Genomic DNA, 18970 nt, shown 5'->3' on the forward strand with positions numbered 1-18970 from the left:
CCCCTCAAAGCCCGAAACGGCTCCACAATGCTCTTTCTTCGGCCGCTTCGACAAGCCCCGTCGCGAGACCGGATGCCGCACTTTCGAGCGAGACCGGCGACACGCCGGGAACACGGCGGCCGAACAGGCCGCGGCCGGCGGCGACGAGTTCCAGCTTGGTCTTCTGGCCGTAGCGCCGCTTCAATTCCTGGCGCATGTCGCCGAGACCGTCGACGAGGCCGAGTTCGAGGCCGCGGGTGCCGCTCCAGAACAGGCCCGAGAAGACCGCCGCATCGTCCCTCAGCTTGCCGGCGCGGCGCTCGCGCACCATCGAGATGAAGACCTGGTGGATTTCGAGCTGCAGGCTCTTCAGATATTCGATGTCCTTTTCCTTTTCCGGCTGGAACGGATCGAGGATCACCTTGTTTTCGCCCGCGGTGTAGACACGGCGCTCGACGCCGATCTTCTTCAAAAGTTCGGGAAAGCCGAAACCGCCGGAGACGACGCCGATCGAGCCGACGATCGAGGTGGCGTCGGCAATGATCTCGTCGCCGGCGAGCGCGATCATATAACCGCCCGAGGCGGCGACATCCTCGACGAAGACCAGGACCTTCTTCTGCTTCTCGCGGGCGAGTTCGCGAATGCGGGTGAAGATCAGGCGGGACTGGACGGGCGAACCGCCCGGCGAATTGATAGTTATGGCAACCGCCGGCGCGTCCTTCATGGCGAAGGCCTTTTCCAGAACCGGAGCGACATTGGCGAGATTGAGGGCCGGCCGAAACGGGCCGCCGCCGCTGACGATCGGCCCCTGCAATCTGACGACCGGGATGGTGATGCCGTTCTTGCGGAACCGTTTCGGCAGCAGCTTTCTCCAGAATCCGGCCATCTCTAATCCTTCGCTTTCGGGTCGCACGATCACGTCAATGATGATCGGCATCCATGTATGCGCTGGAACGACAAACGCAATGGCCGCGTTCTCGAAAACATCGGCCCTGAAAACAGCGGATTGATTTTCTTGTTGCGAATGACTTGCATTATCATTCTAATTCGTCATAGTGCCACTCACGACTAATAGGTGGAAATCGTATGGATGCCCTGAATCCGAATGCAAACCGCGGCTGGCGGCACGAACGGGGAGAGGCGTCGCTATCAGATGTCTATCGCACCGTCGGAACCGGGCGTCATAGCTCAAGGTGGCGGCGGGCGGCAGCTTTTGCCGGACCCGGCTACATGGTCGCCGTCGGTTACATGGATCCCGGCAACTGGGCGACTTCGCTCGCCGGCGGCTCGAAATTCGGCTATGCGCTGCTCACCGTCGCGCTGCTTTCCAACCTGATGGCGATCGTGCTGCAATCGCTCTGCGCGCGCCTGGCGATCGCGTCCGGCCGCGACCTGGCGCAGGCCTGCCGCGACGCCTATCCGAAATGGGTTTCGGTGCCGCTCTGGGCCTTTGCCGAAATCGCGATCATTGCCACCGACATCGCCGAGGTGATCGGCACGGCGATCGGCCTCAACCTCTTGATGGGCATCCCGCTCGAACTTGGCGTGCTGATCACCGCGCTCGACGTCTTCGTCATTCTCTTCCTGCAAAAGCTCGGTTTCCGCTGGGTGGAAGCCTTCATCATCGCGCTGCTCGGCGTCATCGCGATCTGCTTCGGCGTGCAGATCCTGCTGGCCGATCCGCAGTGGGGCGCCGTCGTCACCGGCTTCTTCCCGACGACGGAGATCGTCACCAATCCTGAGATGCTTTATCTGGCGCTCGGCATTCTCGGCGCGACCGTCATGCCGCACAATCTCTATCTTCACTCCGGCATCGTGCAGACACGGGCCTATGGCCATACGGTTCCCGAAAAGAAAGAGGCGCTGACCTATGCGACGATCGACTCGACGGTCGCTCTCTGCTTCGCGCTGCTGATCAACGCCTCGATCCTGATCCTGGCGGCTGCCGCCTTCAATGCGCATGGCAGGACCGATGTCGTCGAACTCGGCGAGGCGCATTCGCTGCTGTCGCCGCTGCTCGGTCTCGCCATCGCGCCGACATTGTTCGGCATCGCGCTTCTCTGCTGCGGCCTCAACTCGACGGTGACGGCGACGCTTGCCGGCCAGATCGTCATGGAAGGTTTCCTGAAAATCAAGCTGCCGCCATGGATGCGCCGGCTGATAACCCGCGCCATCGCCATCGTGCCGGCGGCGATCGTCACCATCTGGTATGGCGACCAGGGCACGGCGCAGCTTTTGATCCTGACACAGGTAGTGCTCAGCCTGCAGCTTTCCTTCGCCGTCTTCCCGCTCGTCATGTTCACCGCCAACAAGGCCAAAATGGGCGAACTCGTGGCGCCGCGCTGGCTGAGCGGCATCGCCTATCTGATCGCGGTTGTAATTGCGGGGCTGAACGTCAAGCTGCTCTTCGACTTCGTCACCGGCTAAATTAAAGCCTGGCATAGGCCGCCCGGCCATTGTTGAAATCGTCGACGAGAGGGGAGAACTTGTGGCTCCCCTCTTCGTGCATGATGAGGGCCGCGCGCAGCGACAACCGCGCCCGCGATCCCTTGATCGCGGTCACCAGGATACGCACGGCGTTTTCACCCTGTCGCGGATGGATTGCGGTGATTTCGATGCCGCCGAAGCGCCGGCCGCAGGCATCGATGATCTCGGCGATCGATTGGGGTCTGGCGATCAGCGACAATTGCCCGCCCGGGATCATGACCGCACCCGCCGTGCGGATCCAGCTTTCGAACAGGCCGTCGGTCATCGCATGGGCTTCGGCTTTCAACGCATCCGGCGTGCGCCGGTCGCCCACATGGTTGAACGGCGGGTTCATGATGACGTGGTGGAAACTCTCATCGATGAGGCCGGCATCGTTGCGTGCTCTGGCAGTCAGCGTCACATCGGCTTCGACGACGCTGACGCGGGTAGCAAGATGGGCGTTTTCAGGCAGCAGGATGCTGCGGCGGGCGTAATCGGCCATTTCGGCCGAGCGCTCGAACAGCACCACCTCAGCATCGGCAAGCCGCGAGGCGACGGCAAGGCCGGCAGCACCGGCGCCGGCGCCGAGGTCGGCGACCTTGACCGGACGGTCGTCGGCAACGAGGGCGGCGAGCAGCATCGCATCCATGCCGGCGCGATGGCCCCTGCCCTTCGGCTGCACCAGGTGGAAGGCGCCGCGATGGAAGGCATCGATGGTTTCGGCGGGCTCCCCGGTCATCCTCCCCTCACGTCCTGTCACGCAATTCGTCGCCGAGGCCGGCGTCGATCAGGATGCGGCGGGCCTGATCGGCCATCTCCTCATCCACGAGCAGGCGGCGCGGCAGCATGCCGAGCGAACCTTCCAGCACGCTCATGCCCTGATCGGCGATGAAGCAGTGAATTCCGGCATCCTTCATCAAGCTCTCAGCAAAGGAGAGCAGAACAGCGTCGTTGGCGCGGATAAGTTCATGCATTTGCCGTCGTTTTCCTTCCAATTTCGCCTTGCGCGACAATTCACCCCTTGCCGCGTCCATCGCCCCTTTCTATTGTCAGATGCAAAGAATGAACAGGAGTCCGGGTCGTTGGGCGTGGTCATACCGCTTGAAGAAAGCAAAAACAAACTGGCATCCATCAAGCCATTGGTCGATCTCACCAGGGCGGACATGGAGCGGGTGAACCAGCTCATTCTGTCCAAGGCCGGCTCCGACGTGCAGATGATCCCCGAAGTGGCGAACCATCTGATATCGTCCGGCGGCAAGCGGCTGCGGCCGATGCTGACGCTGGCGGCCGCCTCGCTGTTCGACTACCGGGGCGAAAACCACGTCAAGCTCGCCACCTCGGTCGAGTTCATGCACACCGCAACGCTTCTGCATGACGACGTCGTCGACGAAAGCGACCTGCGCCGCGGCAAATCGACAGCGCGGATGATCTGGGGCAACCAGGCAAGCGTGCTGGTCGGCGACTTCCTGCTCGGCCAGGCCTTCCGCATGATGGTCGATGTCGGCTCGCTCGATGCGCTCGACGTCCTGTCTTCCGCCGCCTGCATCATTGCCGAAGGCGAGGTTCTGCAGCTTTCCGTCGCCAAGAACATGGAGACGACGGAGGACGACTATCTCTCCGTCATCCGCGCCAAGACGGCGGCGCTCTTTGCCGCCGCCGCCGAAGTCGGGCCGATCGTCGCCGAGGCCGGCAAATCCGGCCGCAACGCGCTGAAATCCTACGGCATGAATCTGGGGCTCGCCTTCCAGCTGGTCGACGATGCGCTCGATTACGGCGGCAAGGCGGCCGATCTCGGCAAGAATGTCGGCGACGATTTCCGCGAGGGCAAGATCACCCTGCCGGTCATTCTCGCCTATCGCCGCGGCACCGAAGACGAACGCGCCTTCTGGCGCGATGCGATCGAAGCCGGCAACAGCACCGACGCCAACCTCGAAAAAGCGCTGGGGCTGATCACCAAATACGGCACGCTCGCCGACACGATCGGCCGGGCGATTCATTACGGCACGATCGCACGGGACGCGTTGGCGCCGCTGCCCGATACCGTATGGAAATCCTCCCTGATGGAAGTGATCGACTTCTGCATCGAGCGCGTCAATTGATCAAACGTCCTTGATCTTAGGCTGAATTTCTTGCGGCGCCGCTTCAAAAAAGCCATCCTGTTATGAATCAGTGAACACAACTGGTTTTGCGACCGGCACCATTGTCGGGACGCTGTCGAAGAAAGGTTTCCTAATGCGGCAGAGAATTGCCATCCGTCTTCTTACGAGCGCAGCGCTTGCCGCTGTCCTTTCGCTCAGCGGTGTCGGCGGCGCGAATGCCGAGGATGCGGCCAAGCCGAGCGATGTGGCGAAGACCGATAGCTTCGATGCCGATAGCGTTACCACCTTCTCCGGCGCCTTCCTTGCGGCGCGCACGGCCGATGTCGATCATGACTACGAGACGGCGATCGAACTCTACAAGAAGGCGCTGCAGATTGAGCCCGGCAATCCCGAGATCCGCCAGCGGCTGATGATCTCGCTGCTGCTCAATGGCGACATCAAGGACGGCGTCAAATATGCCAACGACCTGAAGGGCGATCCGTCCGTCGAGCGCATTACCACGATCGTGCGCGGCATGGATGCCGTGCGCCGTGATGACTACAAGACGGCCGAGAGCATTCTCAAATATAACGGGCCGAACGATCTCGACCGGATGATGAACGACCTGCTGCTCGCCTGGGCCCGCGTCGGCGCAGGCCGCGGCAAGGAAGCGCTCGCCATGGTCGAGAAGATGAAGGGGCCGGACTGGGTCCGCATCTTCCAGAATTACAATGCCGGGGCAATCGCCATCGCCACCGGCGACGTGAAATCGGCCCGGAAGCATCTCAACGATGCCGTGCTCGACAAGGAGGGAGGTGCGACGGCACCCGACACCTTCATGCGCGCAGTGATGGCGCTGGCCCGTCTCGAAGCGACACAAGGCAATAAGCAGAAGGCGCTCGACGCCGTTTCCGTCGGCGACAATCTGCTGCCGAACTACGCGCCGCTGAACGCGCTGCGCGACAGTATCGAAAAAGACGAGAAGCAGGAGCAACAGGTCAAGACGGCCGAAGAAGGCGCTGCCGGCGTACTGTTCTCGGTCGGCGGGGCGCTGAACCGCGATGGCGCCGAGGACATCGTTTCGCTTTACCTGCAGACCGCCAATGCGCTCGACCCGAACAGCGCCGATACGCTGGTGCTGCTCGGCGGCATCGCCGAGAAGCAGAACCAGATGGATCGCGCCATTGCGCTTTACAAGAAGGTGCCGGAGAATTCGCCGATGCGGCGGATCTCCGAGCTGCAGCTCGGCCTTGCCCTAGCCCAGGGCGGCAAGGTGGACGAAGCGCGCAAGCACCTGCAGGCGCTGATCGCTTCCGACCCGAAGGATATCCGCAGCTATCTCGCCTATGGCAGCGTGCTCTCCGACGCCAAGGACTACGAGGCGATGGCCGCCAATTACGACAAGGCGGTCGACGCGATCGGCCCCATTCCCGGCCGCGCCAACTGGAGCGTCTTCTTCCAGCGCGGCATTGCCTATGAACGGCTGAAGAAGTGGGACCAGGCGGAACCGAACTTTCGCAAGGCCCTCGAACTCAATCCCGACCAGCCGCAGGTGCTGAACTATCTCGGCTATTCCTGGATCGACATGAACCGCAACCTCGACGAAGGTCTCGGCATGATCAAGAAGGCCGTCGACCTTCGCCCCGACGACGGCTACATCATCGATTCGCTCGGCTGGGCCTATTTCCGCCTCAACCGTTTCGACGATGCCGTCGACGAGCTGGAGCGGGCCGCCCAGATCAAGGCCGGCGACGCGACGATCAACGACCATCTGGGTGACGCCTACTGGCGCGTCGGCCGCAAGCTTGAGGCCGTCTATCAGTGGAACCGGGCGCTCGCCTCCGAGCCAGAAGCAGCCGAGATCCCGAAGATCAAGGACAAGGTCGCCAATGGCCTGCCTGCCGTCAGCGACGATGCCAAGGCGGCCGACAAGAAGCAGCCGGATCCGGCCCCGGTCACGCCGCCGCCGGTCGACAAGAAATCCTGACGGGCGACAAACATGCCTGAAGCAGGCCTGGCCGAGGCGTTCGGCGTCACCGAAGAGGCGCGCGCGAAGATCAATCTCGCCTTGCATGTGACGGGCCAGCGGGCAGATGGCTATCATCTGCTTGATATGCTGGTAACCTTTGCCGATTGCGGCGACCGGCTGGGCTTCCTGCCTGCCCAAGTCGACGCCTTCACCCTGTCGGGCCGCTTCAGCGAGATGCTTGCCGGCGAAGGCGGCACCAATCTGGTGCTGCGGGCACGCGATCTCCTGCGCGAGCAGTTCGGCGCCCTCGCCTTCCCCGTCCATATCCACCTGCAAAAGAACCTGCCTGTTGCCTCCGGCATCGGCGGCGGCTCGGCCGATGCGGCCGCGACATTGCGCGGGCTGATGCGGCTCTGGGGCATGAGCCTGCCGGTGGAGGCGCTTGCCAGCCTGGCGCTGAAGCTCGGCGCCGACGTGCCGATGTGCCTTGAAAGCCGGCCGCTGATCGCCCGTGGCATCGGTGAGGAGATCGAGGCCGTGGCTGATCTGCCGGCCTTTGCCATGGTGCTTGCCAATCCGCTGAAGGGTGTTGCGACGCCCGAGGTGTTCCGCCGGCTGACGACAAAGAACAACGCGGCCCTGAGCCTCGCAACCGGTGTATCCGGGAGTGCCGGCTGGCTGGCAGTCATCGATGCCGCCCGCAACGATCTGGAACCGCCGGCGCGCCAGCTCGTGCCTGAGATTGCAGTCATCTCTGAGATGCTGCAGACCCGGGGCGCGCTTTTGACCCGCATGTCCGGCTCCGGCGCTACCTGTTTCGGGATCTTTGCCAACATGGCTGAGGCGCAAGAAGCGGCTGCAGCCCTTCACGGCGAGCGGCCCGACTGGTATTTCCAGGCGACGGAAACGGTTTCGGGAGGCATGTGATGGCAGGTCTGGACGAGAAGCGGCCCTTCATCGCCGTCGGTATTGCGGTTCTCACCGTCTCGGATACGCGCACGCGGGAGACGGACAAGTCAGGCGACACGCTGGCGGCGCGAATCACCGAGGCGGGCCACCGGCTGGTCGACCGGGCGATCGTGCCGGATGATCGCGAGAAAATCGCCGCCCGGGTGAAGGCCTGGACCGAGCTGGATGAGATCGACGTCGTCATCACCTCAGGGGGCACCGGCTTTACCGGCCGCGATGTGACGCCCGAAGCGCTGGAGCCCTTGTTCGAAAAGCGCATGGACGGCTTTTCCGCCGTCTTCCACCGCATCTCCTACGACAAGATCGGCACGGCGACGATCCAGTCTCGCGCCACGGCGGGCGTTGCCAACGCCACTTTCATCTTCGCGCTGCCGGGGTCGCCCGGCGCCTGCCGGGATGCCTGGGACGGCATTTTGAAAGCACAGCTCGACTACCGCAGCCTGCCGTGCAATTTCGTCGAGATCATGCCGCGTCTGGACGAACACCTGAAACGCGGCGCGATGAAATAGGCTACCGAACCCGGCTCGCTATGTGGCAAGGCCCGGCAGAGTGGGCATCGTTTCCCAGCTGTCACCCGACAGCAGGATGCAGCTTATGCCGTGAACATCCGTGACGACGAGCGTCCAGGTGCCGCTTTCGGCGGCATAGACCTCAAGAACGGCGTTCTCGTTGACCAGTCCGACCGCTGTCAGCTTTTCGGCGAAATTCTTGTCCAGGAAATTGACGACCTCGGATCGGCCTGCGCAACTGAGCATCGTCTGCGATGCTGCCGAATGCGGATGCGCGATCACCAATGTCGGCAATATGACGGCCAGCAGGCCGTAGAGCATATTGCGTACCATGACGCACCTCCTTCCGCCGGGAACCCGGCAGAAGAGGAGATTGTCGCCGACCTGTTCTGCCGTCCACCGGCATCCATGGCCATCCGTTGCGAAGCGAGGCGCTTCGGCGGCGCCATGGAAGAATTATAGCGCAAAATCCGATTGGGCGCCATCTTTTGCGCGATGGTGGGTTGCAATCGCCGACGTTATTGCGGGACCAGCCCCTCATCCGGCTGCGGCCACCTTCTCCCCGCTTGCGGGGCGAAGGGGATATGCCGCAACCTCTCCGTTCCCCGCTAACGTCTCGCAGGGCACGTCCCCTCTCCCCGTTCTTCACGGGGAGAGGACGTTTTCGGCGCCAACCAGATATGCGCGGTCAAGCCCAGCTCAAGATTGAGAGCGAAATCGTCTACCGAGCGGCGCGCGCCACCCAGGAAGGAATCAATTCACTGGCGAGCTTGCGCGGCTTCTGGCCCTTGGCGAATTCGGCAAGGGCCATGCCGCTTTGGGCGGCGGCGAGCGCCTGGTTCTTCGGCATCAGCAGACCGAGTTCCAACGGCGGCGCGGCGCGACCGATGCGCTTCAGAAACGGGCGCCGGTAGCCGCGCGAGGCGGTGAAGCGCGCCGGCAGCTTGTTCAGCGCCATATATTCGGCGATCTCGTCGATCCAGCCGGCCTGAGGCCGCGCGCCGGGCTCGACGAAGAGCAGCCATTCGCCGCGGGCGGAGCGGACGATGTCCTTGATATCCCAGTGCAAATAAAACCGGCAGCCAGCGGCGTCGGCGACCCGCGAGCTGCCGTCGCGCGAGCCGTGATCGAGCACGACCACATCGCTGACCAGCCCCTCTACCGCGCCTGCCACCAATACCGATAAAGTCTGGGCCAGCTCAGTTTCCTGATCCTGACATTCGAGAACAACCGTCAACATCGCCCATTCATAATGCGCCGTACAAATTATTGCCAGCGGCGTTTTCCGCATTTTGTTCTTGCATTGTTCTTGTTTTGCGGATAGGAATTTAATCATCAAAACGGGCGGAAGCGATGGCTTTTGCCGCGGGAGAATCCGATGAGAGAGCAGTCCTTGGCAGGGCAGGCCGCATTCGCGCCTGCCAATACGGCAGATATTGCCGATGCGATGATCGTGTCCTCCGGGCTGCGGATCGAGGTCGATCGGCGCCGTGGGCGCGGGGCGGGATTGAACCCGACAGGCAGGTTCGAGGCGCTGCAGCGCGAGACCTTCGACGATGGCTGGCAGACGCTGGAAGAGCTGCCGCCGTTCAAGACGGACGTGCAGATCGAGAAGCCGCGCACGGCCATTACCCGCAACGAATCGCCTGACATTGGCTTCGACCGCTCGATCAATCCCTATCGCGGCTGCGAGCATGGCTGCATCTATTGTTTCGCCCGGCCGACGCACGCCTATATGGGGCTTTCGGCGGGGCTTGATTTCGAGACGAAGCTCTTCGCCAAGCCGGATGCGGCAAAACTGCTGGAACGGGAACTTGCCAAGCCGGGCTACAAGGTGCGGGCGATCGCAATCGGCACCAATACCGACCCCTATCAGCCGATCGAAAAGGAATGGCGCATCATGCGCGGTATTCTCGAGGTCTTGAACAAGGCGAACCACCCGGTATCGATCGTGACCAAGTCAGCGATGATCCTGCGGGATCTCGACATTCTGCGGGAGATGGCGGCGAAGAACCTGGTGCGCGTCGGCATCTCGGTCACCACGCTCGACCGCAAGCTTGCCCGGACGATGGAGCCGCGCGCCGCCACGCCGCCGCGCCGGCTGGAGACCATTCACGCGCTGTCGGAAGCCGGCATCCAGACGGCTGTGATGGCTGCACCGCTGATCCCGGCGCTGAACGATCACGAGCTGGAGCGCATCCTCGAATCGGCCAAGGCTGCCGGCGCTGCCGAGGCGAGTTATGTCATCCTGAGACTGCCGCTCGAGGTCAGCCCGCTCTTCCGCGACTGGCTGCTGCAGCATTATCCCGATCGCTACCGGCATGTGATGTCGCTGGTGCGCTCGATGCGCGGCGGCAAGGATTACGATGCCGAATTCGGCAAGCGCATGAAGGGCGCCGGTCCCTATGCCTGGCAGATCGCCCGGCGCTTTGAAATGGCCGCCAGGCGTTTCGGCCTGACGCGGCGCGGCATGCCGCTGCGCGACGATCTGTTCGTGCCGCCCGATGGCAGCGGCGTGCAGCTGTCGCTGCTCTAGGCTTTGTCTTACGCAATTCTTGGCTTCTCGCTTTGTCTGGAATTGCTTTTTGACTTTTTACGCAATTCCGGACGGAAAACCGTGCCGCACTTTTCCCGGAATTGCTTCAAGCTTGCGCATCGGCTGCTCAGAAAAACCGCCCTGTTTTCGAGCCCCGAGCGCAATTCCCGCGGATGGCACTGACCGCCACCATCCGCCGGACCCGGTCCCCGACCGCCGCCCTGATCGGGGACTTGCGGGCAATCGGGTTGGCGTGCGAGGTTCAGCCGCATGAAACCTCGCACGCCACCCGATTCTCCCCAGCTGTTCCAAGCGGTTCCCCTCGTGCCGGATTTCCGGCTGGAGCTCAAAGCCCGCAAGGCCGGCCACTGGCCGGTCGCCGGCGCCGACGAGGCCGGCCGCGGGCCGCTCGCCGGGCCGGTCGTTGCTGCCGCCGTCATCCTCGACCCGAAGCGCATCCCGGAGGGGCTGAACGATTCCAAGCAGCTTTCGGCGCAACGGCGCGAGGAGCTGTTCGTGCAGATCCTGGCGACCGCCACCGTCTCGATCGCCTCCTCCAGCTCGACACGTATCGACGAGACGGATATCCGTAAGGCGAGCCTCGACGCCATGCGCCGCGCCATCTGCAGCCTCGCCATCCCGGCAAGCTACGTGCTGACCGACGGGCTCGACGTGCCGCCCGGCCTCGATTGTCCCGGACAGGCTGTCGTCAAGGGCGATGCCCGTTCGGTCTCGATCGCCGCCGCCTCGATCGTCGCCAAGGTCACACGCGACCGGATGATGGCGCGCGCCCATCACGTCTTTCCCGATTACGGCTTTGCCGCTCATGTCGGCTACGGCACGGCGCAGCACCGCGCCGGCATCGAAAAACTCGGCCCCTGCTCCCTGCACCGGATGAGCTTTCGGCCGCTGCGCAAGGTCGAGGACGGTCCTGAGATGGACGAGCTGATCTCGGAATAGGTCTGGACTCCAGACTGCCGAGAGCTGCTTTAGGCCCCCTCCCCAACCGGACAGGCTCGGATTTCATAAGAGGAACTATCAACAAGAAAAGGCCGGGACATGCCCGGCCTTTTGCTCATTTCATTCGATACTGCTCAGTTGAGCCGCGTCTTGACCTGGCCGACGGCGTTGCCGAAGAGCTCGGACTGGACCTTGGCGTCGGCCTGCTTGGCGAGCACCGTTTCGGCAGCCGCGATTGCGAGATCGACGGCGGCGGAACGGACCGCCTTCATCGCTTCGGCCTCGGCCTGCTTGATCTTCTGCTCGGAAACCGCCGTGCGGTTGGCGACGAATTCTTCCGTCTTCTTCTTTGCTTCGGCGGTTAGCATTTCGGCTTCGCGCTCAGCGGCGGCAACGATGTGGGCCGCTTCGGCTTCGGCTTCCTTGCGCTTGCGCTGGTATTCGGCCAGCAGGTGCTGGGCCTCCTCGCGCAGGCGCTTGGCTTCGGCCAATTCGTTGCGGATCTGATCGGCGCGGTCGTCGAGCGACCGTGCCATCATGCCCGGAACCTTCAGGTAAACGACCAGCGCCAGGAAGAGGACGAGGCCGACAAAGGCGAAGAAAGTTGCGTCTAAGGCAAATTCCATCGATCAAGCCTCCTTCTTGGCGGCTGCGACGGCAGCGGCGACATCGGCCTTGGCGACGGTGCCGCCGATCAGTTGATCGACCACGGCAGCCGCGGTTTCCTCGGCAATGGTGCCGACATCGGCAAAAGCCTTCGCCTTGATTTCGCCGATGCGGAGCTCGGCAGCCTTAATCTTTTCAGACAGGCTCGCCTCGACAGCGCGGCGATCCTCTTCGGCCTTGGCCTTGGCGGCGTCGCGTGCGGCGGAGCCGATCGCGTTGGATTTGGCGCGGGCAGCAGCCAGTTCACCTTCATAGGTCTGAACAGCAGCGTCGGCTTCCGCCTTCAGGCGGCCCGCTTCTTCCAGATCCTGGGAAATGCGCGTATGACGCTGGTCGAGGATCGCCCCGATACGCGGCGCGATGACCTTTTGCATGAGCAAATAGAAGACGGTGAACGTGATCACCAGCCAGAGCAGTTGGGACGCGAAGGTCGTCGAATCGAAAGGCGGGAAAGGGCCACGGGCGTGCTCGCCGCCGGCAACACCAGTCTCGGTATGGACCTCGCCTGCGGCCGGAGCGGCATGCGCATCCGTACCCGTCGCTGCCGCCGGTGCTTCTTCAGCGTAAGCCGGGGTCACAAAAAACATTCTCACCTCCAGGTGGACTGCAAATGCAAAGGATCACGGCTTGCGGTGGCAGGCCGTGATCCATCTATTCGCCGATATCAGACGGCGAAGAGGAGGAGGAGAGCGACGAGCAGCGAGAAGATGCCCAGAGCTTCCGTAACGGCGAAGCCGAATACCAGACGGCCGAACTGGCTGTCAGCGGCAGACGGATTGCGCAGTGCGCCGGAGAGGTAGCTGCCGAAAATATTGCCGAGGCCGAGAGCCGTACCGGCCATACCAAAGCAAGCCAGGCCTGCACCGATGTACTTTGCTGCTTCCGCTTCCATGTTGAACTCCTTTGAAATGGTTGTTGCGGCGAATGACTGACGCCCTATGACGTCGATGTCGTTATCCTTAGTGCCCGCCCGGATGGATTGCGTCGTTGAGGTACATGCAAGTGAGCACCGCAAAGACGTAAGCCTGGAGGAAGGCGACGAGGAACTCGAGACCGGTCAGGGCGACGGTCATGATGAGGGGAAGAACGGCGCCGCCGACACCGACTGCACCAAGGGCTCCAAGCGAGGCGACGAAGCCTGCGAACACCTTCAGCGTAATGTGACCGGCGAGCATATTTGCGAAAAGACGAACGGACAGTGAAATCGGGCGGGACAGGAACGAAATGATTTCGATCGAGACGACCAGCGGCAGCAGGATACCCGGGACCCCCGAGGGCACGAAGACATTCAGGAAGTGGAAGCCATGCTTATAGAAGCCGTAGACGAGAACTGTGCCGATGACGAGGATCGCCAGTGCGAAAGTGACGATGATTTGGCTGGTGATCGTGAAAAAATACGGGAACATGCCAAGCAGGTTCGCCGTCAACACGAACATGAAGAGCGAGAAGACCAGCGGGAAGAACTTCATTCCCTGCTTTCCCGCGCCTTCCTTCAACATGTTGGCGATGAATTCATAGGACATTTCCGCAACCGACTGCGAACGGCCAGGTACGATGGCGCGGTTCGAGGTTGCGAAATAGAGGAAGCCTACGGCCACGGCGGCCGAAGCGACCATGAAGAGCGATGCATTGGTGAACGAGAAATCAATCCCGCCGATTTCGATCGGCACAATCTTGAAGATCTGGAACTGATGAGTCGGATCGTTGGACACCGCTTGTTCTCTCTCTTTGGCCCGCAGGACGCGGGGTCATTGCACTGGACCGGGACCGGTCCTTACTTCTTGTCGTCCTTATCGTCCAGAGGATGGGCCACCACCCCCGCAGAACGCAGCACGTTCAGAACGCCGGCACAGAATCCGAGAAGCAGAAGAACAATCATCCCCCAAGGCGCCGTGCCAACAAAACGGTCGAAGACATAGCCAAGGACAGCACCGACGACGATTGCGGAAATGAACTCGCTGGAAAGCTTCATCGCCTGGGCATAACCTTTGCGGCTTACCTCGGAACGGGCTTCGCTTGCCTCTTCCACTTTCGCCTCCACGCGCTTGGTCGCGAGTTTCGCTTCCAGTTGCGCACGGCGCTTCTCAAGACTTTCTTCGCGGTCATCCGCCATGGATCTCTCCTCGCCTGCCCGTCGCCCGCACTCCCGCTACCCCGGTCATTCGGACCCCGGACGCGAAGGTTGAAACCCTTCCGGCCCGTTCTGAAGTCGCGCGCAACATAGTTTTAGGGACTGGTATAGTCAAGGCGTAGGCAGCTTCTGTCCAGCCATAAAATAGTTTTGTCAAATCAAAGAGATAAGTCGTTTCTGGGGCGATCTGTTAAATTCGATGGAAAGAATCCGCTTTTCAGCCCGGCAAATCGGCTTGCCCGAGCGAATTATCTCAGCTCCAGCCGCCGCCATAGGTGCGATAGAAGACGTGAAGACCGATGCGGCCGACCTTTTCCATCGTCTTTGCCCATTTCGGCCTGACATAGACGGCATGGTAATGCGTCGCCGAGCCCACCTGCGGCAGCCAGATCTTACCTGATGTCACCGCCATCGCCACATCGCGGGCCATCCGCCAGTGATATTCCGAGTTCACCCTGTCCTCGATGCTGTCGCAGGCGAAGGAAAACTGGCAGCGGTTGCGCCAGTCCTCGTTCTGGTAGACGACGCCGCAGATGGTTTTCGGATAGGACGGGTTGCGGACGCGGTTGAGGATGACCTGGGCGACGGCCGCCTGTCCCTTCACCGATTCTCCCCGCGCCTCGAAATAGATGCCGGAGGCAAGGCACTGCTGCTCGCGGGCGGAAAAGACGCTCGGCGACAATATGCTGGCGGCCCAGGCATGGTCGCGCGGGCCGATCTGCGGGACGAAGCGGCCGCTATCCTGCTCGGTCAGAATGGAATCGAAAGGCGATTGGCGGGAATAGTCGGGCGCCGCTGGCCCATAGGCCGTGGCCAGGACATCGGCCTTGTCGCTGGTGACGAGGCTTGCGAGCATTGCCGGCACGCCACTATCGGTCACCACCGGCTGCTTCTTATAGAAAGAAGTGGCGATCTCGATTTCCTTGCCTTGGATCTTCGGCTTGACGAAAGCCGACCTGTCCTTGAGATCGAAACTCGGGGTGAAGAGCATCCTGGTGCGCTCGAGGATCGAGCCGGCGGAAAAATCCTTCGGCGGCTGCATCTCCTCGACGGCGACAACGCGGCCTTTCTTGGTGCCGCGGTTGACGCGATCCTCGTCGGGCGTGTCCTCGTGGCCTTTTTCCTTGGTGAAAGCCACCTTGCGGCCATCGGGAAGCACCATGCCGGCACCCGACGAGATCGAGCCCGTCACCGCCGGATCGGAAAAGGCAAGTTCGGCCTGATGGATCGAGCCGGCCGGCGAATTGGTCAGCACCATGCGCCAGTTCTCCCCCTCCCGATCGAGACCGGCGAGCATGGCGGCGAGATCGGCATGAGACGCGACGCTCGGGAAGATCAGCCAGCCGGCGAGCCCGAAGATTGCGGGCGACACCCAATTCTCGGGAAGAAGACGCAGCTTGCTACGGGAAGAGCTCTTTCGACGCAACACCAACTCCGGGCATGGAACGCGGGAACATTCCATCGAAAATCTCTCATTAACCTTGACGTCGGGTTAACGGGGCGTGCCGGAATGTGACCATGCGAAGTTTTGCATGTTCTAATGTGGCTTGTTTGACAGGGACGCATCCCCACTCTCCGTCATCCTCGGCCTTGAGCCGAGGATCCATGCCGCGGCTGCTGTGGATGCCGTGTGGATGCTCGGCTCAAGGCCGAGCATGACGGAAGACGAGGTCGCGGAAGGAGCCAGACAGCGCAGACACGCGTGTCGGAATGTCGCCCGCACCTGTCAAATAATTACGTGCGACCCCAGTTCCACCACGCGGTTGGCCGGCAGGCGGAAGTAGTCCGAGGGGTTGGCGGCGGCGTTGGCAAGGGCGATGTAAAGCCGGTCCTGCCAGTAGGGCATGCCTGATTTGGCGTCCGGCACCAGCTTGCGGCGGCCGAGATAGAAGGAGGTCGACATGATATCGAACTTCAGCCCCGTCTTGCGCAGCGTCGCCAGGGCCTGCGAGACGTTCTGGGATTCCATGAAGCCGAACAGCAGTTCGACGCGGGAGAAACGCTCGGAAATCTGCTCGACCTTATAGCGGTCGTGGCTCGGCACGCGCGGCTTGTTGACGGTGCGGATCGTCAGGATGACGTTGCGGTCGTGGAGCACATGGTTGTGCTTGAGATTGTGCAGCAAGGCGGCGGGGGCCGATTCCGGGTCGCTCGTCAGGAAGATCGCGGTGCCCGGGACCTGGGCCGGCGAATGTTCGCTCTTGCGCTCGATCGAGCTGACGAAGGAGGGGAGCGGAATATCGGTGTGGCGGGTCTTTTCCATCAGGATCGCGGTGCCGCGACGCCAGGTCCACATGATGACGGTAAAGGCGGTGGCGATCAGGATCGGGATATAACCACCGTCGTGGATCTTCAAAAGGTTGGCGCCGAGGAAGATCAGTTCGAGCACGACCAGCGGCGCAAGCGCGATCACCGCCACCGGAAACGACCAGTTCCAGCGGGCGCGAACGAATTCGAAGGCCATGATCGAGGTGACGACCATCGCACCGGTGACGGAGATGCCATAGGCGGTCGCCAGCGCATCCGAGGTCTTGAAACTCAGGACCAGGAAGATGACGCCGATGAACAGCACAGCATTGACCGACGGCACGAAGATCTGCCCGGTATTGGTTTCCGACGTGAAGAGGATTTCCATACGCGGCAGGAAGCCGAGGTTGATGCCCTGGCGCACCATCGAGAACGCGCCCGTGATGACCGCCTGGCTGGCGATGATCGTCGCGGCAGTCGCCAGGATGACGACCGGCAGCAGCGCCCATTTCGGATACATCAGATAGAAGGGATCGGACATCGTCTCCGGATTGCCGAGAACGAGAGCGCCCTGCCCGAGATAGTTCAGCGTCAGCGCCGGGAAGACCAGCAGGAACCAGGCCCACTGGATCGGACGGCGGCCGAAATGGCCGAGATCGGCATAAAGCGCCTCCGCACCGGTCACCGTCAGGAACACGGCGCCGAGCACGACGACGCCGTAAAAGCCCTCATGCAGCAGAAAGCTGACGGCATAATAGGGGTTGAAGGCGGCGAGGATGCCGAAATCGTCGGAGATATGGGAAATGCCGGCGGCAGCCATGACCAGGAACCAGACGGCGGTGATCGGGCCGAAGAACCTGGCGACGGCGCCGGTGCCGCGCGATTGCACGACGAAGAGCAGCGCCAGGATCACCACCGAAATCGGCACGATATATTCCGAGAGCCTCGGCGTGACGAGTTTCAGGCCCTCGACCGCCGAGAGTACCGACAGCGCCGGCGTGATCATCGCATCGCCGAGGAAGAGGGCAGCCCCCATCAGGCCGAGCAGCATCAGTATGGCGGTATGGCCGTTGGCGGTTTTCATCAGAAGGGCGAGCAGCGACAGCGTTCCGCCCTCACCTTCGTTGTCGGCGCGCAGCAAAAACAGCACATATTTGATGGTGACGATGATCGTCAGCGCCCAGATCATCAGCGAGATCAGGCTGATGACCTCGAAACGGGTGACGCCGTCATGGGCGACCGGCTTCAGCGCCTCGCGAAAAGCATAGAGCGGGCTGGTGCCGATATCGCCGTAGACGACACCGACGGAACCGAGCGCAAGATAGAACAGCTTTTTCGGCGTCATCTGGGATTCGTTCGGATGGCTCTCTTCGGACATGAAGTTGCAACAGGCTCCTCAGAGCCAGCCTTTCCAGCGGAAAAAGAAAAAGGGGATGACGGCTGATATCACCATCAGGGCCAGCGAATAGGGATAACCCGCGGCCCAGGCCAACTCCGGCATGACCTGAAAATTCATACCATAGATGGAGGCGACCAATGTCGGCGGCAAGAAAACCACCGAGGCAATCGAGAAAATCTTGATGATCGAATTCTGCTCGATGTTGATCAGCCCGAGCGAAGCGTCGAGCAGGAAGGTGATGTTGCCTGCAACGAAGGCGGCATGCTCCGACAGCGACTGGATATCGCGCGAGAGGGTGCGGCAGAGTTCCTTCGTCTCGCAGTCCTGCTGGACCGCCGGAATCGTGTGGAAGAAGGTCAGCAGGCGGGACAGCGAACCGAGGCTGTCGCGCACCTTGCTGATCATCCGGTGATAACCGGCGATATCGCGCAGCTTCTCCTCTAGATAATTCGAGGGCTTGCGCGTCTTCTTCGCCCGATCGCCGAAGACATGCATCGACAGGATATCGAGGCGCGAGACGGAGACCTCGAGGATCTCGGCGGTGCGGTCGACGATCGTCTCCAGCAGTTTGGCGAGAAGGGCAGCGCCGCTGCGCCAGTTTTCCGGCAGCCGGTGGAGGGCAGCGATGAACAGCGCAAAGGATTTGGGATGGGCGTAGCGGATGGTGACAAGCCGGTTTCCGGCCAGGATGAAGGCGACATCGGTCAGCGTCGGCGCGTCGGTATCGGCCTTCCAGAGCAGCGAGGCGGTCATGAAGACAGCGTCGTTTTCGACGTAGAGACGGGCGGAGGGCTCGATATCCTTGAGGTCGTCCCGGGTCGGAACCTCGATGCCGAGCACCTTCTCGACATAAAGCTCCTCGTCGCGGCTCGGCTCGATCATGTCGATCCAGACGACATCCTCGGGGAAGGATGCGGGATGCGACAGATCGCGGATCTCGACCGACCTGCAATTGGAACAGTAAGCGGTGATCACCGGCAGCCTTTCCATGCGGCCGCCAGCGCGGCAACGCGAGGGTCGCTCGTCCCAGGTCCCAACGGAAGCGGATCAAAAAAGGTCAT

The 18970-nt window shown here is 62.0% G+C and carries 20 protein-coding genes; 7 read left to right on the plus strand and 13 right to left on the minus strand.

Annotated features, from left to right (window positions below; translation table 11 throughout):
* Positions 1-4: 4 nt before the first annotated feature.
* Entirely contained in the window at positions 5-865 is an 861-nt protein-coding gene (locus OS035_RS02185) for a S49 family peptidase (RefSeq protein ID WP_097624177.1), read from the minus strand.
* A 200-nt stretch (positions 866-1065) separates the two neighbouring features.
* Between OS035_RS02185 and OS035_RS02190 the strand changes: the two genes are divergently transcribed.
* Positions 1066-2406, plus strand: a complete 1341-nt coding sequence (locus OS035_RS02190) for an Nramp family divalent metal transporter (RefSeq protein WP_097624037.1) — start codon at positions 1066-1068, stop codon at positions 2404-2406.
* Position 2407: 1 nt separating this feature from the next.
* Here OS035_RS02190 and OS035_RS02195 read toward each other — a convergent pair whose 3' ends face one another.
* Complete coding sequence (locus OS035_RS02195; RefSeq protein ID WP_097624036.1) at positions 2408-3184, minus strand: tRNA1(Val) (adenine(37)-N6)-methyltransferase; 777 nt, start codon at positions 3182-3184, stop codon at positions 2408-2410.
* A 7-nt stretch (positions 3185-3191) separates the two neighbouring features.
* Positions 3192-3419 (minus strand): putative signal transducing protein, encoded by a 228-nt coding sequence (locus OS035_RS02200; protein WP_012556751.1) that lies wholly within the window; start codon positions 3417-3419, stop codon positions 3192-3194.
* Between the two features lie 108 nt (positions 3420-3527).
* On the opposite strand from OS035_RS02200, the gene OS035_RS02205 reads away from it, so the two are divergent.
* The 4 genes from OS035_RS02205 to moaB all read left to right on the plus strand — a co-directional run bounded on the left by OS035_RS02205 (position 3528) and on the right by moaB (position 7970).
* Positions 3528-4544 (plus strand): polyprenyl synthetase family protein, encoded by a 1017-nt coding sequence (locus OS035_RS02205; protein WP_097624035.1) that lies wholly within the window; start codon positions 3528-3530, stop codon positions 4542-4544.
* A 133-nt stretch (positions 4545-4677) separates the two neighbouring features.
* Entirely contained in the window at positions 4678-6510 is a 1833-nt protein-coding gene (locus tag OS035_RS02210) for a tetratricopeptide repeat protein (protein ID WP_097624034.1), read from the plus strand.
* Between the two features lie 12 nt (positions 6511-6522).
* On the plus strand, positions 6523-7419 hold the full coding sequence (locus OS035_RS02215; RefSeq protein WP_097624033.1) for a 4-(cytidine 5'-diphospho)-2-C-methyl-D-erythritol kinase: 897 nt from the start codon (positions 6523-6525) through the stop codon (positions 7417-7419).
* Entirely contained in the window at positions 7419-7970 is a 552-nt protein-coding gene (gene moaB, locus OS035_RS02220) for a molybdenum cofactor biosynthesis protein B (RefSeq protein ID WP_097624032.1), read from the plus strand. The genes OS035_RS02215 and moaB overlap by 1 nt, the downstream gene beginning before the upstream one ends.
* A gap of 18 nt (positions 7971-7988) precedes the next feature.
* Here the strand turns inward: moaB and OS035_RS02225 are convergent, their stop codons facing one another.
* Complete coding sequence (locus OS035_RS02225) at positions 7989-8303, minus strand: hypothetical protein (RefSeq protein WP_097624031.1); 315 nt, start codon at positions 8301-8303, stop codon at positions 7989-7991.
* Between the two features lie 388 nt (positions 8304-8691).
* On the minus strand, positions 8692-9210 hold the full coding sequence (locus OS035_RS02230) for a glycosyl transferase (RefSeq protein ID WP_097624176.1): 519 nt from the start codon (positions 9208-9210) through the stop codon (positions 8692-8694).
* A 138-nt stretch (positions 9211-9348) separates the two neighbouring features.
* Between OS035_RS02230 and OS035_RS02235 the strand changes: the two genes are divergently transcribed.
* Both OS035_RS02235 and OS035_RS02240 read left to right on the plus strand, forming a co-directional pair.
* A complete protein-coding gene (locus OS035_RS02235) occupies positions 9349-10506 on the plus strand; it encodes a PA0069 family radical SAM protein (RefSeq protein ID WP_097624029.1) in 1158 nt (385 codons plus the stop codon).
* Positions 10507-10776: 270 nt separating this feature from the next.
* A complete protein-coding gene (locus tag OS035_RS02240; protein ID WP_003588235.1) occupies positions 10777-11466 on the plus strand; it encodes a ribonuclease HII in 690 nt (229 codons plus the stop codon).
* Positions 11467-11600: 134 nt separating this feature from the next.
* Here the strand turns inward: OS035_RS02240 and OS035_RS02245 are convergent, their stop codons facing one another.
* The 8 genes from OS035_RS02245 to OS035_RS02280 all read right to left on the minus strand — a co-directional run bounded on the left by OS035_RS02245 (position 11601) and on the right by OS035_RS02280 (position 18884).
* Positions 11601-12092 carry a F0F1 ATP synthase subunit B gene (locus OS035_RS02245; protein ID WP_097624028.1) on the minus strand — a complete coding sequence of 164 codons (492 nt, stop codon included), beginning with the start codon at positions 12090-12092 and terminating at the stop codon, positions 11601-11603.
* Positions 12093-12095: 3 nt separating this feature from the next.
* Entirely contained in the window at positions 12096-12719 is a 624-nt protein-coding gene (locus OS035_RS02250) for a F0F1 ATP synthase subunit B (protein ID WP_097624027.1), read from the minus strand.
* 77 nt (positions 12720-12796) lie between these two features.
* Positions 12797-13024, minus strand: a complete 228-nt coding sequence (locus OS035_RS02255; RefSeq protein ID WP_003545854.1) for a F0F1 ATP synthase subunit C — start codon at positions 13022-13024, stop codon at positions 12797-12799.
* Positions 13025-13091: 67 nt separating this feature from the next.
* Positions 13092-13844: a F0F1 ATP synthase subunit A gene (locus OS035_RS02260; RefSeq protein ID WP_097624026.1), complete on the minus strand. Its 753-nt coding sequence runs from the start codon at positions 13842-13844 to the stop codon at positions 13092-13094.
* 62 nt (positions 13845-13906) lie between these two features.
* Positions 13907-14245: an AtpZ/AtpI family protein gene (locus tag OS035_RS02265; protein WP_097624025.1), complete on the minus strand. Its 339-nt coding sequence runs from the start codon at positions 14243-14245 to the stop codon at positions 13907-13909.
* 271 nt (positions 14246-14516) lie between these two features.
* Positions 14517-15725 carry a cell wall hydrolase gene (locus OS035_RS02270; RefSeq protein ID WP_331813327.1) on the minus strand — a complete coding sequence of 403 codons (1209 nt, stop codon included), beginning with the start codon at positions 15723-15725 and terminating at the stop codon, positions 14517-14519.
* 264 nt (positions 15726-15989) lie between these two features.
* Positions 15990-17888, minus strand: coding sequence for a potassium transporter Kup (locus OS035_RS02275; RefSeq protein WP_183777261.1), 1899 nt, complete (start codon positions 17886-17888; stop codon positions 15990-15992).
* Positions 17889-17906: 18 nt separating this feature from the next.
* Positions 17907-18884: a magnesium transporter CorA family protein gene (locus OS035_RS02280; protein WP_331813370.1), complete on the minus strand. Its 978-nt coding sequence runs from the start codon at positions 18882-18884 to the stop codon at positions 17907-17909.
* Between the last annotated feature and the right edge of the window lie 86 nt (positions 18885-18970).

It is taken from the genome of Rhizobium sp. 268, from assembly GCF_036571585.1.
GTDB lineage: Bacteria > Pseudomonadota > Alphaproteobacteria > Rhizobiales > Rhizobiaceae > Rhizobium > Rhizobium redzepovicii.